Annotated in this window: 17 protein-coding genes and 3 tRNA genes; 10 read left to right on the top strand and 10 right to left on the bottom strand. The window is 67.1% G+C overall.

What is annotated here, in order from left to right; genetic code table 11:
• Positions 1–36: 36 nt before the first annotated feature.
• The 6 genes from ABTW65_RS03205 (at position 37) to ABTW65_RS03180 (ending at position 5,930) form a co-directional block, all read left to right on the top strand.
• Positions 37–1,002 carry an AraC-like ligand-binding domain-containing protein gene (locus ABTW65_RS03205; protein WP_350658427.1) on the top strand — a complete coding sequence of 322 codons (966 nt, stop codon included), beginning with the start codon at positions 37–39 and terminating at the stop codon, positions 1,000–1,002.
• A gap of 53 nt (positions 1,003–1,055) precedes the next feature.
• Positions 1,056–3,461, top strand: coding sequence for a molybdopterin cofactor-binding domain-containing protein (locus tag ABTW65_RS03200; protein ID WP_350658426.1), 2,406 nt, complete (start codon positions 1,056–1,058; stop codon positions 3,459–3,461).
• A 28-nt stretch (positions 3,462–3,489) separates the two neighbouring features.
• On the top strand, positions 3,490–3,969 hold the full coding sequence (locus ABTW65_RS03195; protein WP_350658425.1) for a (2Fe-2S)-binding protein: 480 nt from the start codon (positions 3,490–3,492) through the stop codon (positions 3,967–3,969).
• A gap of 130 nt (positions 3,970–4,099) precedes the next feature.
• Positions 4,100–4,570 (top strand): hypothetical protein, encoded by a 471-nt coding sequence (locus ABTW65_RS03190; RefSeq protein WP_350658424.1) that lies wholly within the window; start codon positions 4,100–4,102, stop codon positions 4,568–4,570.
• A gap of 93 nt (positions 4,571–4,663) precedes the next feature.
• On the top strand, positions 4,664–5,251 hold the full coding sequence (locus ABTW65_RS03185) for a flavoprotein (RefSeq protein WP_350658422.1): 588 nt from the start codon (positions 4,664–4,666) through the stop codon (positions 5,249–5,251).
• Between the two features lie 7 nt (positions 5,252–5,258).
• Positions 5,259–5,930 carry a hypothetical protein gene (locus ABTW65_RS03180; protein WP_350658421.1) on the top strand — a complete coding sequence of 224 codons (672 nt, stop codon included), beginning with the start codon at positions 5,259–5,261 and terminating at the stop codon, positions 5,928–5,930.
• A gap of 604 nt (positions 5,931–6,534) precedes the next feature.
• Here the strand turns inward: ABTW65_RS03180 and ABTW65_RS03175 are convergent.
• Positions 6,535–6,741 carry a hypothetical protein gene (locus tag ABTW65_RS03175; protein ID WP_350658420.1) on the bottom strand — a complete coding sequence of 69 codons (207 nt, stop codon included), beginning with the start codon at positions 6,739–6,741 and terminating at the stop codon, positions 6,535–6,537.
• 100 nt (positions 6,742–6,841) lie between these two features.
• Between ABTW65_RS03175 and ABTW65_RS03170 the strand changes: the two genes are divergently transcribed.
• The 3 genes from ABTW65_RS03170 (at position 6,842) to ABTW65_RS03160 (ending at position 8,773) form a co-directional block, all read left to right on the top strand.
• Complete coding sequence (locus ABTW65_RS03170; protein ID WP_350658418.1) at positions 6,842–7,885, top strand: hypothetical protein; 1,044 nt, start codon at positions 6,842–6,844, stop codon at positions 7,883–7,885.
• 250 nt (positions 7,886–8,135) lie between these two features.
• The gene (locus tag ABTW65_RS03165) at positions 8,136–8,486 is read left to right on the top strand and encodes a hypothetical protein (protein ID WP_350658416.1); all 351 of its coding nucleotides are present in this window, start codon (positions 8,136–8,138) and stop codon (positions 8,484–8,486) included.
• Positions 8,483–8,773: a MafI family immunity protein gene (locus ABTW65_RS03160; RefSeq protein ID WP_350658415.1), complete on the top strand. Its 291-nt coding sequence runs from the start codon at positions 8,483–8,485 to the stop codon at positions 8,771–8,773. Before ABTW65_RS03165 ends, ABTW65_RS03160 begins: the two co-directional genes overlap by 4 nt.
• A gap of 208 nt (positions 8,774–8,981) precedes the next feature.
• On the opposite strand, the gene ABTW65_RS03155 is transcribed toward ABTW65_RS03160, so the two are convergent.
• The 5 genes from ABTW65_RS03155 to ABTW65_RS03135 all read right to left on the bottom strand — a co-directional run bounded on the left by ABTW65_RS03155 (position 8,982) and on the right by ABTW65_RS03135 (position 10,420).
• Positions 8,982–9,278, bottom strand: coding sequence for a hypothetical protein (locus tag ABTW65_RS03155; protein ID WP_350658413.1), 297 nt, complete (start codon positions 9,276–9,278; stop codon positions 8,982–8,984).
• 247 nt (positions 9,279–9,525) lie between these two features.
• On the bottom strand, positions 9,526–9,921 hold the full coding sequence (locus ABTW65_RS03150; RefSeq protein WP_350658411.1) for a DNA polymerase ligase N-terminal domain-containing protein: 396 nt from the start codon (positions 9,919–9,921) through the stop codon (positions 9,526–9,528).
• A 196-nt stretch (positions 9,922–10,117) separates the two neighbouring features.
• Positions 10,118–10,192: transfer RNA gene (locus ABTW65_RS03145), tRNA-Val, on the bottom strand.
• A gap of 49 nt (positions 10,193–10,241) precedes the next feature.
• Positions 10,242–10,312, bottom strand: a tRNA-Cys gene (locus ABTW65_RS03140).
• Between the two features lie 35 nt (positions 10,313–10,347).
• Positions 10,348–10,420 (bottom strand) — tRNA-Gly (locus tag ABTW65_RS03135).
• Positions 10,421–10,588: 168 nt separating this feature from the next.
• Between ABTW65_RS03135 and ABTW65_RS03130 the strand changes: the two genes are divergently transcribed.
• On the top strand, positions 10,589–11,410 hold the full coding sequence (locus ABTW65_RS03130; protein ID WP_350658409.1) for an aminotransferase class IV: 822 nt from the start codon (positions 10,589–10,591) through the stop codon (positions 11,408–11,410).
• 12 nt (positions 11,411–11,422) lie between these two features.
• On the opposite strand, the gene ABTW65_RS29395 is transcribed toward ABTW65_RS03130, so the two are convergent.
• The 4 genes from ABTW65_RS29395 to ABTW65_RS03115 all read right to left on the bottom strand — a co-directional run bounded on the left by ABTW65_RS29395 (position 11,423) and on the right by ABTW65_RS03115 (position 14,523).
• A complete protein-coding gene (locus tag ABTW65_RS29395) occupies positions 11,423–11,524 on the bottom strand; it encodes an MFS transporter small subunit (protein WP_502890536.1) in 102 nt (33 codons plus the stop codon).
• A complete protein-coding gene (locus ABTW65_RS03125; protein WP_350658407.1) occupies positions 11,521–12,918 on the bottom strand; it encodes an OFA family MFS transporter in 1,398 nt (465 codons plus the stop codon). The genes ABTW65_RS29395 and ABTW65_RS03125 overlap by 4 nt, the downstream gene beginning before the upstream one ends.
• Before the next feature lie 157 nt (positions 12,919–13,075).
• The gene (locus ABTW65_RS03120; protein ID WP_350658405.1) at positions 13,076–13,513 is read right to left on the bottom strand and encodes an SsgA family sporulation/cell division regulator; all 438 of its coding nucleotides are present in this window, start codon (positions 13,511–13,513) and stop codon (positions 13,076–13,078) included.
• 101 nt (positions 13,514–13,614) lie between these two features.
• A complete protein-coding gene (locus ABTW65_RS03115; RefSeq protein WP_350658633.1) occupies positions 13,615–14,523 on the bottom strand; it encodes a 5'-3' exonuclease in 909 nt (302 codons plus the stop codon).
• Positions 14,524–14,590 lie beyond the last annotated feature (67 nt).

Here is a 14,590-nt window from a genome sequence, read left to right as displayed (position 1 = left end):
GTACCGCCCGACCCGCGACGTACGCAAGATCACGGCATGACGCATGGGGACTCGGGCGACATGTCGGAGAGGTGGCGGACCGCGTTGGCGGACGCCTTCGCGGGATTGCAGTCGGAGCGGTTGCCACCTGGCCGCGTGGCGCCTGCGCCGCTGACCGGGGCGATCGAGCACGCCAGCCTGGGACGCGTCGACGCGTTCCGCGTCGGCGGCACCCCGCAGGTCGTACGCCGCACCCGCCGCTCCCTCGCGGACGTACCCGACGATCCGTTCAAGGTGTGTATCCAGCGCAGTGGGCAGTCGGTCGTCCGGCAGGGTGACATCGAGCTCGTCCTGGCGCCCGGGGACATCGCGATCTACGACACCAGCCGCCCCTACGAGCTGCGCTTCGACGAGGGGTGGGAGTGTCTCGCGATGACGCTTCCGCGCCGCGCGCTGGCGGCGTCGGACGCCGTGATCGAACGGTCGATGTCGCGCGGCTGGACATCGGTCGACGGCCGGACCGGCGTACTCGGGCACCTGCTGGGGAGCGCTTTCCGCGAGGTGCCGCAAGCTGGGGGAGCGGCGCATCTGGGCGAGGCCGCCATCCAGCTGCTCTCGTGTCTGGTCGGGGGCGTGGAGCAGGCCGACCCGGGGGAGGTGCTCCGGACCCGGATCGTCGCCTACGTGGAGGCGCACGCCACCGACCCGTATCTCGGCCACGATGCCGTGGCGGCCGCCCACGGACTCTCGCCGCGCAGCCTGCACCGGCTCTTCGAGGACCAGCCGCACTCCGCGATGGCCCATCTGCGGGAGTTCCGACTGCTGGCGATCCGGGACGCGTTGCTCAACCCGGCCTACGCCGCCCATTCGACGGCGGCGATCGCCGCCCGCTGGGGCTTCCCCGACCCTTCGCACTTCGCCCGAACCTTCCGGGCGCGCTTCGGAGTCACGCCGGGCGCGCTCCGGCGCGAAGGTGGCGCGGAAAGTCAACGAAGTTGGCGTTCCATGGCGACACAGGTGTGACGGGCCGCACATAACGTGACCAGGACCCGACCGGACCAACGGAGGTAACCGCCTTGTCAACACATCCCGAGACGTCATCAGGCCTGTCGGTACCGCGCCTGGCCGAGCACGAGATCGGACGCCGTCGCTTCGTCGGCTACCTCGTGGCCGCTGCCACCGTCACCGGCGCGGCCCAGCTCGGGATCGGCCTCGGCAACCCCGCCGCGGCCGTCGTCCCGGGAGTGCCGCAGCCGGCCGACCTCTACGACCTCAACGACCTGCTGACCGATGCCGCCCGCCCGACCGCGAACCTGATCCAGGTCGTCGTCGACAAGGACGGCACCGCATCGTTCGAGCTGCCCCGCGCCGAGGTCGGCCAGGGCATCACCACCTCGATCGCGATGCTGATCGCCGAGGAGCTCGACCTGCCGCTCAGCAAGGTGAACGTCACCTTGTCGAAGGCCCGCCCCGAGCTGATCTGGAACCAGATGACCGGCGGCTCGAACACGATCCACGCGATGTACACGCCCGTACGTGTCGCCGCCGCCATCGCTCGCGGCGCGCTCCTCGATGCCGCGGCGATCGCGCTCGCGCAGCCTCATGACACCCTCTCCGTCTATGAGGGGGTGATCTCCGCCCCCGGCGGTGCCTCGATCTCCTACGGCGAGCTCGCCACCTCCGCCGCAGCCCTGGTCACGAAGGCCGTCGACGTCGACCTCAAGCCGAAGTCCGACTTCGCGGTCATCGGCACCCCGCGGGGGCGCAAGGACGCCCTGGACGCGGTCACCGGCACGAAGCAGTTCGCCATGGACCTCGACGTCCCGGACGCCCTGCCCGCGATGATCTGCCGCGCGCCCGAGCACAACGGCACGGTGCGATCGGTCCGCAACCAGAAGGACGTCGAGGCGATGCCGGGCGTGACGCACGTCGTCACCATCCCGACCGGTGTCGCCGTACGCGCCGGCACGTTCGGTCAGTGCATCAACGCCGTCCGCGCCCTCGATGTCGAGTGGAACCCAGGCTCAGTGAGCGGCAGATCCGACGCCGACGTGCTCGAGGAGATCCGCGGCATCCAGCGCCCGATGCTGGTGCCGAACGTGGACGAGCTCCTCGGCACGGTGACCGACGCCGTCGGCGGCCTCACCGGTGGGCTCGGCGCGGCCGACGTCAAGACGCTCGACACGGACTTCGTCTTCTACACCCGCAGCGGCTCGCCGCTGGAGACCAACTGCGCAGTCGCCGATGTCCGCGCCGACAAGGCGACGATCTGGGCGGGCTCGAAGACGCCGATCGTGGCCGCCGAGGACATCGCGCTGAAGCTCGGCCTGCCGCCGACCGCGGTGACCTTCAACGTCGTGGAGTCCGGCGGCTCGTTCGGCCGCAAGCTCTTCTGGGACGCGGCGCTGGAGGCCGCCCTGGTCTCGCAGAAGTGCCAGGCGCCGGTTCGGCTGATGTGGCATCGGGCCGACGAGCCACGCCAGGGCCGCAACCATCCGATGGCGACGTCCCGGGTGCGTACGGTCTGGGCGGGGGACAACATCCTCTCCGTCGAGCAGCAGCACACCTGCACCGCCACCGACTACCGCCACGGCTTCGGCGAGATCCTGACCTCGTCGGCCATCTCGCTGCCGGCCGGGGTGAGCAACCTGGGCGTCTCGGAGACCATCTTCGTGACCTCCCAGCAGGTGCCGTACGACTTCGGCGTCACCACGCAGGGCCTCATGGAGACGACCAGCCGCGCGATCAACTCCGGCGCGGTGCGCAACGTCTACTCGCCCGACGTACGCGCTGCCCTCGAGCTCACGATCGACCAGGTCGCCAAGAAGATGCGGCTGAGCCCGGTCGAGTTCCGGCTGAAGTACGCCAAGGAGGACCGCCTGCGGCGCGTCATCAAGCAGGTGGCGGCGGCCGGCAACTGGGGCAGGTCGATGCCCGCCGGCACGGCTCAGGGGATCGCGGTCCACCAGGAGTACAAGGGCTACTCCGCCTGCCTCGTCGAGATCGACTGCCGTCCCGAGACCGTCAACCGCAAGGTCTACAACGGTGTCACGGGTCCCCGGGTCACCAAGGTGACCTTCGCGATCGACTGTGGCGAGGTGATCAACCCCAAGGGCGTCGAGGCGCAGATGCAGGGCGGGATCATGGACGGCATCGCGCTCGCGCTGACGGCGAGCACCCACCTGGAGGACGGCCACTACCTCGAGGCCAGCTGGGACAACTACTTCTACACCCGCCAGTGGAACACCCCACCCGACGTACGCGTCTTCGTGATGGACCCGGTCACCGACATCCCCGGCGGCGCGGGGGAGGCCGGCGTCGCCGCCTCGTTCGCGGCGGTGGCCTGTGCGTACGCCCGAGCGACGGGCACCACCCCGACCTCGTTCCCGATCAACCACCACGACCCGATCTCCTTCGAGGTGAAGTCGTTCGTCCCGCCCGTGCCCGCCTCGCCGACCGACGGCCTCAGCTACACCTACTGACCAGCGACTGATCGAAAGGGATTGGCCCATGCCCAACTACACCTTCAAGCTCAACGGGGAGAAGGTCACGGTCGACGTCGAGGACAGCGAGCGCCTGCTGTGGGTGCTGCGCGACGTCCTCGGCGTGCGTGGCCCCAAGTACGGCTGCGGCATCAACGTCTGCAAGGCCTGTACGTCCCACATCAACGGCAAGGCCTTCAACCCCTGCGCCACCCCGATCAGCGCCCTCGACGAGGACGACGAGATCACCACGATCGAAGGCCTCGCCGCCTCCGTCGGGAAGGAGCTGCACCCGATGCAGGAGGCCTGGCTCGACATCGACGTCGCCCAGTGCGGCTACTGCCAACCCGGTCAGATCATGGCCGCCGTCGCCACCGTCAACAAGGCCCACGCCGAAGGTCGTTCTGTCGCCGACGCCGACATCGACCAGATCCGCAACATCTGCCGCTGCGGCACCTACGTACGGATCCGGGAGGCGATCAAGGCCGGCGCCGGCAAGATGGGCTGATCCCTCACGTGGCCGGTGGACGGGCGACCGGATTGGTTGTGTACGGAAACGGTACGGGCCTGTACGGGCGGCAGCGTGCGAACGACCTCACTACCTTCGCTAACTCCATCACCTTGGAGAAGGAGTGCACATGCTCGAAGGTTTCAGAACGGTCATCAGCGGTCTTGTCCTGGCAGCCCTGGCGGCGGTCGTCGGCGTCTTTGTCGCGACGCCGGCCCAGGCGGTCTCACACTACGGCTGCAGCTATCCCAACGTCTGTCTCAAGGACGGCTCCTACAACGGCGGCACGAAGATCTGGCAGGACTGGACCCCGGGGTATCTGATCCTCCCCGAGGGCGATCGGAACGTGGCGGACTCAGTCATCAATACCAAGAACGACGACTCGGTCTGGCTCCTGGACACCGGCGTGAGCCCGGATCGCTACCTCTGCATTCCTGCTGACACCTACGTGAACCTGGGTTCCTATGCGCATCCGACGCGCGGAGGCACCTGGGCCGGCGATGTCGATGTCGTGCAGATCTGGCCCAGCTCCGATGACGGCAAGTGCAGTGGCAGCACCCAAGTTCGGCAAGGTTGGGTCGAGGACGGATGGAGGCCGTGACGACGTGACTTCGCTATGACAGAGGGTCCGACCTTGTGATCACTTCACAAGGTCGGACCCTCTGTCACAGTCCACGTCACGTACGCTCGCGGGGTGGCCATCGTCGGAGTCATCGCTTGCGCTGCAGGCGGCGTGGAGCAACTCTGCGACGAACTGGTCACCCCGCTGCTGGATGCCGGCCACCAGGTGCCGGTGACCCTGACCCCGACGGCCTTCACCTGGCTCCGGGCGAACGGTGAGGCCGACCGGATCGAGGCCGCCACCGGCTTCCCGGTGCGGGGCCCGAGCCGGCTCCCCTGGGAGCCACGCACCCACCCCGCGCAGCTCGACGCCATCGTCGTTGCCCCCGCAACCTTCAACAGCACCGCCAAGATCGCCCTGGGCCTGGCCGACAACCAGGCCCTCACCGTCGTCACCGAGAGCCTCCCGACCGTCCCCGTCGTGCTCTTCCCGCTCATCAACGCCGCCCACGCCGAACACCCAGCCTGGCCCTCCCACGTGGCAGCCCTACGCGCCGCCGGCGTCCACCTCATCGAGGGCCCCGACCTCTGGCCCCTCCACCCACCCCGCCAGATGCCACCCGACCAGAAACTGCCGTGGGGCGCGATCCTCGATGCCGTCCAGCGTGGACTCAAAGCAGGCGAACAGCGCGGTCGCCCGCGTCGGAATGGCCTGGCATGATCGGTAGGTGCCTTCCTACCTCCGTGCGCTGACTGAGCTCTTCGATGCCAGCGTCACCGACATCGTGGCCGCAGCTCAGCCGCGTACGTTCGACCGCGAAGGCATCCGCTTGGCTGCCGACATCTGGCACAACAACATCCTGGACATGTACGCCGCGGTGATGGCACAAACGCGACGGGGACAGGAGGCCCTGGCTCGTGAAGTGCTGGAACGGATGGTCACTCTTCGGCCTGGTCGCCGGAACTGGTACCGGCGGCTCAGCGTGCCTGAGGAGATCCTGTTGAGCCTTCCGTCACGTGATCCGATCGGCCCGTGGCGTGACTCAAAGGGAAAGGTGATGCATCCGGAGGTGACGGTGACTGCGGCGTGCGCGGCCGAGATCAGTGAGGACTACGACGTCGCGGGAGCAACTCTTTCGCAGGTGGCTGTCGATCATCGACGGGGGAGCACAGAGGCGGTAGTCACACTCAGCGCGCGCCGGCGCTTCGCCGTGACAGAAGGTGCGGAGTCGGCCGCGCGCATCAGAGTCAGGCTCAAAGATGTCAGCGAGGTCGAGTTCGACTCTCGACGGGTGACCGGGATCGAGCTAAATGCAGACCCCGAGGTCGTGATCGTCGCTGGCGCGGGAACGCAGATTCTTGGCCAGCGCGCCAAGCTGTGGATCCATGACCGTGAATGACACCTGTCCGGAGCGGGGCAGCGAGCCGACCTGACTGTGCCACGCGATGTTCGGCCGCCGGATGCGGGCCGTGGCCGCGGGAATGAGCTCACCGAAGAGGTTACGGCCGTTGCGCGGCAGATCTATCACGTGATGCTGCAGATCAGGGTTGTTGGTGGAGCGCCCGCGTATGGCTACTCCGAGATCGCGCTTCGCCACGCTCGCTCGTTAACAGGTCTCGGCGCGGCGTTGGCAGCGTGCACCAAGGTGCCCGCGCGGCAGCGGCATGAGGCGGTCCTCGCGGTCAGCAAGCACGCCACCGCGACAGCGAAGGGTGTAGCAGCACCGATCTATGCGGAGGCTGAATCCAGCCTGCCCCGGCACCTGGGCTGGTCGTTAGCGACTGTGCCGGGACATGGTGATCGGTTCGATGTCGTGGAGGCGATCGATGACCCGGTGGCAGGATGGGTCACCAGGCCGCGCGAGTGGGAATCAGCTAGCAGGGTTCGGTTCACCGCTACGTCGTACGCGGTGGAGTAGGAGCGATGGGTGTTGACATCACGCTGTGGCGGGTCGAGAAGCCCGGCACCAGCCCGCGCCGCTGGCGCCGACATCGGGTGGCGACCTACATCGACTTCGACGAGTCCTTCACCCGTGCCTGTGCCTCGTCGGACCTGCCGATGCTCTCGCGGGCCGACCCGTACGGCTCGTTGGTGTTGTCGGGGGAGGAGATGGAGCATTCATCGCCGAGGTGGCGAGCCTCGACATCGAACCGAATGTGGGTACGGAGGTCCTGGCGTTGGCCAGAAGTTGCGCGAGCCTTCCGGAACATGAGCTTCACCTCGACGGTGACTGATCGGCCGGGCCGATTGATTGCCGTCCCCGGGGAAACGCCAGTGCGCTGCTAGGGCCGAGATAGCTACGGTATGCCGGTGCTGACCATCGTCCATCACCCCGACGCCCCGTGGCTCCCCGCGGGCGGCGTCGCCGAGGTGGTCCTTGCGGGCACGGGGGATGAGTTGCCGGGTCCGGTCGGGCTGGTGCGCCTCTTGATCACGGATGATGCGGGGCGGATCTTCTGCGCGCCCAGGAGCCGTGGCGTACCGGGTTGGGACCTGCCGACGACGCCGGTAGAAGATGCGGACCCGGCAGCGGTGATCAACGACCTGACTCTTGCCACGTTCGGGACGCAGCAGCCCGTAGCGCCCGTTGGGGCCGTGCGCAACGTCGTCCCCGGTGCGGCTGCGTACGAGTGGCCGAGTCCGGTTGCGTACTTCTATGTCTACCGTCCGACGACGAGGCCGGCCCCGGTCGTTGAAGGTGTGTGGTTGACGCAGGAGGAAGCCGCCGCGGAAATGTCTGAACGGCATTGGTGGCCCTTGGCGATCGTCGACGCGGAGGCGGTCCGGGCACTGTCTGAAGATCTGCAGATCGCATGGGGCTACTGGCTTGACGGTGCCGACCGTGACCGTGCACGGGTCGTCAACTCAGCGGTCGATGCGTTGGTCGCCGGCCTCGACTCGCCTTCGTTGCGTGAATTGGCGGGCGTGTACGGGGACGAAACCTGGAGCGAGATCGACAACCTGATCCTGCACATAGTCGATGAGTTGGGCGCGCCGCATCCCACCGAGGAGCGTGCGCTGCGCCTTGACCTGGGGCGCCGCTCGGTGAGTGTGCTTGCGAGAGAGGCTGAGCCCATCGATCTTGTCGCATGGGGTCGCGACTGGGTCGGGTACAACGGCCCAGTCGACCTGCGGGCGCTGACCTACCTCTACGCGGAGTACAGCTATCTGGAGGATGTGTTTCCTTACTGGGTGGTCGAGGATCGGCCAGAGCAGATGGCGGCGCTCGACGTGGTCGTACGTGACCTGGCCGCGGCTGTGGTCGCCGGCGAGACCGACCTCAGCCGATTCGTTCCGCAGCGATGGGTCACGGATCAAGCGAACCTGCGGGAAGCGGGGACGGATAGTGAATGAGCCGAGAAGATTTCGGGATCATGATCGGCTCTACCATCTGCCGACCACGATCCTGGTGCGATGCCCGCGCTGCTCGAGGCGGGCGCGGATGGGGACGCCGCCGACTTGGGCGTGCGCCTGTTGCATGGACGTCCACACGGACTCCGGCGTACATCGGGTGGTGTGCGGTGGCTGCGGACTCGCCGCGGAGAGCTGGAACGGCTGGGGTGCGACGTATTCCGCCTCAGGCCGCTGCGGCAAGTGTGGCGCGATGGTGAGCGGGACGGGCTCACCGATCCGTGGACGGCTCCTGATCCGTTGCGGTTCTTGCCGACGCGCCACGGATCTTCCTGCGCGGGGACAGTGGCGCTTCGACACCACAGCAGGCGTCTACGGTGGGTTGGACCTGTGGCTGAGGACCGAGGTGGCCGGACACGTGCTGTGGGCGTTCGACTCAGACCATATCGACCGTATCGAGCAGTACGTCGCGGCGACGCTGCGGGAGCGTACGCCGAACTGGAACACCAGTTTCGCCAGCCGGCTTCCAGCGTGGGTCAAAGACCGGAAGCACCGTGAGGTGATGCTGGCGGCATGTGAACGACTACAGGAGTTGAGCCGATGACGTGGTGGCGTGACCGGGAGAGCGCGGTGCGGATCTATGAGGGGCTGACTGGTGTCCTGCGGAGCCTCGGGATCCGGTTCGCTGATCGGCTCAGCACCGCGGACCTGCGGATTGCCGACGAGTACATCGATGCCAACGAGCTCGGACTTGCTCTGGAGCACCTCGCTGATCAGCTCTGCGAGTACACCTCCCGGTCTCGCCCGATGAACGGGCCGACATGCTGGCGTTGGCAGAACGGATGGAGATCACGGAGCGGGTTGCCGGCTGCCTGGAACTCTGTCCGATGAGATGAGTGGGGCCTTCGGGGATGGAGAGGAAAGATGGTCGACCTGCAGCGATCGTCGAGGCCATCTGCCGGGCGGCATCGACGGTCCATCCGTAGGTTTGCCAGAAGGTGCCGGGCTAGACACGTCACCAGGCTCGCCTGGATGGCTTCAGGCATGCGAGAGCCCCTCCAGAAAAGAGGGGCTCTCGGTCAAGTCCGAGCTCGAACTGTCAGGGGTGCAGGCCGTGCAGGTTCCCGTTGCACGCCTGGCCCGGGTGTTCTCCGATGCTGGTCAGGAACGCCCGAACGTCCTGGGGGATGATGCCCCAGTTCTGGACCACGCCCGGGTCAACCGGTGCTTCGAAGTCCATGTCATCCAGCCCGGAGAATGAGCAGATCGAGTTGGAGCGGTAGTCGTTGATCGGCGTGGGCTCCCCGTTACCGCCGCGCTCTCCGGCAAACGCTGTCCCACTGCTCATGACAACCACACCAGCGGCGGCAGCCAACACCGCAATCGCCTTCTTCATTCGCTGTCTCCTTCCTGTCGTGCGTCCGTCCGCTCGGATGAACGCGTCTTCACGCTATGTCTGGCTCGAGCGTCGACCGTGAATGACCTCTGCTCTGACCGATTTCGGGCATGCGCGCCCGAGCGGCGCCATCGCCACGCCGCGGTGACGCGGTCTACTCCTCTGACCTGTCGGGCCCCCGCGAATCGGATCCTCGGTGGGGGCCTACGGCTCCTGATTCAATCTCTGTGCGCGGCCTGGAACGCGGTCACGGCTGGTCCTTGGTCAGATGCAGCAGCCAATCCTTGTCGGTGTGGATCAGCGCGTACCGCCGCGCGGTTTCGCGCCCGTGCAAGGTGAACAGGATGCGCCGATCGTTGCGGTCGTGCTCCTCCCACCAGCCGGTGTCGGCGATCGTCTTGTCTGCGTCGGTGTAGGTCAGGTGATCGAGCCCGTGGTCGGCGACCTCGATCGCGAGGACATTCGTGTCGGGGCTGGTGGGCAGTCCCCGTGGCACTGCCCACGACCTGAGCACTCCATCCTCCTCCAGGCGCAGGTCGAAGTGAGGCCGGGGACGGCGATGGTGGTTGAGCACGAAGGCACGGCCTCGGGCGGCATCATCTCCAGCTTCATCGGCCGTGTCGTCAGCCGCGTGTTCGGGCATGAGGTCGAACGTACGCCCAGGACCGCCGGCGCGGCCGCACTTGTGGCCCGATGGTCGCCCTCAATGATTCGACGTTGGCAGTGGCAGAAACGATCGATCCATATCAAGACCATTCGCTGCTCTGAACCGCTCTCACGGGCTTCCAAATCGATAGGGCCCCTGACTGCATATCCGCAGTCAAGGGCCCTATCTGAAGTGGTGGACGATACTGGGTTTGAACCAGTGACCTCTTCCGTGTCAAGGAAGCGCGCTACCGCTGCGCCAATCGTCCGTGCTGTATTAAATTTAGTACTGTTTCAATTTATCAGGGTGGTGCTTCGAGGTGGGTACGGGATTTGAACCCGTGTACACGGATTTGCAGTCCGTTGCCTCGCCTCTCGGCCAACCCACCGCTGGAGGCAATGCCTCCGGTGGAGACCTACTCCGAGCGGACGACGAGGCTCGAACTCGCGACCTCAACCTTGGCAAGGTTGCGCTCTACCAACTGAGCTACGTCCGCTTGCTGCTTCAGGCCCGGTTTCCCGTGCCCTTGGCGACGAGAAGAACATTATCGGAGCCACTGCCCGAGGCCAAATCCGGGGTCACCTGCGTGTCATTCACCTGTCATCTCGAGGACCGCACCGGCGCGCTTTCCCCGCTCTGACCAGGGACGTTTTAGAGTTGCCGCATGCGCGCGTGGATCGATGGTCACCTTCTCGACAACCCGGCCGCCCCGGCGGTCTCCATCAGAGACCACGGTCTGGTGGTCGGCGACGGCGTCTTCGAGACGCTCAAGGTGATCAAGGACCAGCCGTTCGCGCTCGCCCTTCACCTCGACCGCCTCGAGCGCTCCGCGAGCGGCCTCGGCCTGCCCACCCCCGACCGCTCGCTCATCACCAAGGGTGTCGAGGCCGTGGTGGGCGCGGAGCCGACTGCGTACGGACGACTGCGGATCACCGTCACGGGCGGGCCGGCTCCGTTCGGGTCCGGGCGCGCGGAGGTGGCGCCCACGATCATCATCGGCCTCGAGGACGCGGGGCCCAACCCGACCGAGACCAAGGTCGTCAGCGTGCCGTGGCGCCGCAACGAGCATGGCGCGACGACCGGCCTGAAGACGACGTCGTACGCCGAGAACGTCATCGCCCTCGCCGAGGCGCGCAAGCACGGGGCCAGCGAGGCGATCTTCGCCAACACCGTGGGCGACCTGTGCGAGGGCACCGGGAGCAACATCTTCTACGTGCTCGACGGGGCGTTGAAGACTCCGATGCTCTCCAGCGGCCCGCTGGCCGGAATCACCCGTGCTCTGGTGCTGGAGTGGTTCGGGGCCGAGGAGACCGACGAGCCGCTGTCCGAGGTCGAGGAGTACGCCACGGAGGTCTTCCTCACCTCCAGCCTGCGCGATGTCCAGGCCGTGACCGAGTGGGGCACGCGTACGCTCCCGCACGGCCCGGTGACCCAGGCGGCGCAGGAGGCGTGGCGTACGAACGAGCCGAGCCTGCTCGGCCTCTGACAGAGGCAGAGCTCAGCCGGTGAAGAGCTGCGCCGCACGGCGCAGCGTCTCGATGACCCCGTAGGCCAGCGGGATCCCGACCAGGGCCCAGGCACCTGCGATCTTGGCGTTCATGCAGCGCTCCTCTCGGTCTCGGTGGAGTCGGCGGGCTTCGGTTCGTGGAACCGATCGGGGACCTGGTGCACCAAGAGGTTGGCGATGAAGCCGACCGCGAGGACGCCGACCATGGTCAGCAGCGCGGGCCGGTAGGCGGCCGCGGTGAGCGTGCCGGGTTCGCCCTGCGCGTCGAGGAAGGCGTTGATGATGAGCGGCCCGGCGATGCCGGCAGCCGACCAGGCGGTGAGCAGCCGGCCGTGGATGGCGCCGACCTGGAAGGTGCCGAAGAGATCCCGCAGGTAGGCGGGCACGGTCGCGAAGCCGCCGCCGTAGAAGGACAGGATCACGACGGCGAGCAGGACGAACAGCGCCATCGAGGTGTCCCCGATCGTCGCCAGCAGGAGATAGAGCACCAGTCCGACCCCGAGATACATCATGTAGATCGGCTTGCGACCGATGACGTCGGAGGTCGAGGACCAGATGAACCGACCGCTCATGTTGGCGATCGAGAGCAGCCCGACGAAGCCACCAGCCGCGACCGCGCTGACCGAGGAGACTCCGTCGGTGCGGAAGAAGTCCTGGATCATCGGAGCCGCCTGCTCGAGGATGCCGATGCCGGCGGTGACGTTGCAGAACAGGACGATCCACACCAGCCAGAACGACCGAGTCCTGATCGCGTTGTTCGCCGAGACGCTGGCCGTGGTGACGAGCTTCTTCTCCTTCACGCTGGCCGGGTCCCAGCCCGCCGGCGTCCAGCCCTCCGGTGGCACGCGGACGGTGGCCGCCCCGAAGGACATGAAGACCAGGTAGACGACACCGAGGGTGAGGAAGAGCATCATCACCGCGTGGCCGTCGGGGACCGTGCTGGCGTCACCGGTGTAGGACGGGTCGTAGAACGCCAGGAGCCGGCCGCTCAGCGGGCTGGCGATCATCGCGCCGCCGCCGAAGCCCATGATCGCCATGCCGGTGGCCAGACCCGGGCGGTCCGGGAACCACTTGATCAGCGTGGAGACGGGGGAGATGTAGCCGATCCCGAGTCCGATGCCGCCGATGACGCCGTAGCCGAGATAGACCAGCCACAGCTGGCCGGTGCCGATGCCCAGGGCACCGATGAAGAAGCCGGACGCCCAGAAGACCGCGGCCGCGGTCATCGCCGCACGCGGTCCGTTCCGGTCTACCCAGGTGCCCATCACCGCAGCCGAGAGGCCGAGCATCACGATCGCGATCGAGAAGATCACGCCGATCGCGGTCTGGCTCGAGTCGAAGTGCTCGACCAGGGCGGTCTTGTAGACGCTGGTGGCGTACACCTGCCCGATGCAGAGATGGACGGCGAGGGCGGCGGGCGGGATGAGCCAGCGACTGAAGCCGGGACCGGCCACGGTTCGCTCGCGAGAAAGGAAAGCTGGCAGCACTGTGACCTCCGAGAGGGTGCGGGTGACGCACATCACTACCACAGTTGACGTGGCAACGGCGAGAGATCGCTTCCGGCCAGCGAAAAGCACGCACCCTCTCGTCCCGGATGTCCGGGACGAGAGGGTGCGCAGACGAATGAGCAGGCGGGCGGATTGCCTACTCAGCGTCGAAGGAGCTGCCCAGCAGGTCTGCGATCAGACCGTCGAGATCCATGTGCTGGCTCTCGGAGCCGACCGGGACGGCCGAGAAGGACTTGCCGAGGAACGTCTGCACCTCGCGGGAGTCGGCGGTCGCGATCAGGCGGCCGTCGGGGGAGCTGAAGTCGAAGACAGCCACCGCCTTGGCGTCCTCGTCGATGCTCGGGTAGATCTTCACGTCGCCCTCACCGGCGGGCGCGGCCAGGCCCTGCAGCATCAGCGTGCGGGACACGACCCACTCGACGTCACCGGCGCCGGAGTGGAAGGTCAGGCTCACTGCGTACGGGTCGCTCTCGCGGTAGCCGAGGGTCGTCGGCACCTCCACCGTGCGGCCCCAGGGGTCGAGGCACGAGATCTTGATGTCCTGCTGCACTGCCGGGTGCTTGATGTCGCTCATTCGTCCGCTCCTTCTTGGTTGTCTTGCCAAGGAGACGGAGTCGTACGCGGCTGATGATGCCGTTTCTACAAACTTTCTGAATCGAGTTGTGGAGACCTGTGTCACACCCGCGCGAGAGCGGCTTCCAGGCGGGCGACGGGGGAGGCGAGGTTGTACGTCGCGGCCAGCTCGTGCAGGCGTTCTTTGTCGGCCGGAGCGCTGGGCAGAGCGGTGTTGCTGCGGTCCAGCGGGATGTCCCGAGCGACGGCCACGACCTTCGGCGCGACTGACAGATAGCTGACCGCGTCGATGAACTTCTGTCGCTGCGCCTTGGTGAGCGAGGTGGTCGGGTCGGCGACGGCGGCGATGATCCCCTCCAGGTCGCCGTACTGCTCGAGCAGCTTGGCGGCGGTCTTCTCGCCGACGCCCTTCACGCCCGGCAGGCCGTCGGAGGTGTCACCACGCATGGTGGCGAAGTCGGCGTACTGCGCGGCGCTGATGCCGTACTTGGCGAGCACCCACTTCTCGTCGACCAGATCCGGGTCGCTCACGCCCCGGGTCGGGTAGAGGATGCGTACGCCGGCAGCGTCGTCGACCAGCTGGAAGAGGTCGCGGTCGCCGGTGACGACGTCGACCGGCATCCCCGCACCGGTCGCGAGGGTGCCGATCACGTCGTCGGCCTCGTAGCCGTCGGCGCCGATGACGCAGATCCCGGCCGCGGCGAGCACCTCGCGGATGATCGGCACCTGCACTTGCAGCGGATCGGGGACCTCCTCGACGTCGGGAGCGGTCTCCAGCTCTTCCACCACCCGGTGCGACTTGTAGGAGGGGATCAGGTCGACCCGCCACTGCGGTCGCCAGTCGTTGTCCCAGCAGCAGACCAGGTCGGTGGGGGAGTAGTCGTTGACCAGCCGGGTGATGAACTCCAGCAGGCCGCGGACGGCGTTGACCGGAGTGCCGTCCTCGGCTCGGATGTCGGGCACGCCGAAGAAGGCCCGGAAGTAGAGCGACGCGGTGTCCAGCAGGAGCATTCGAGGTTCAGCCACGCTGTGCACATTATCCGCTGACGCGCTGTGCACGTTTTCCGCTGCCGCGGAG

This window comes from Nocardioides sp. NPDC127503 (genome assembly GCF_040302165.1).
Lineage (GTDB): Bacteria > Actinomycetota > Actinomycetes > Propionibacteriales > Nocardioidaceae > Nocardioides.
The sequence above is the reverse complement of the archived record's forward strand: the minus strand, read 5'-3'. Positions and strand labels throughout refer to the sequence as shown.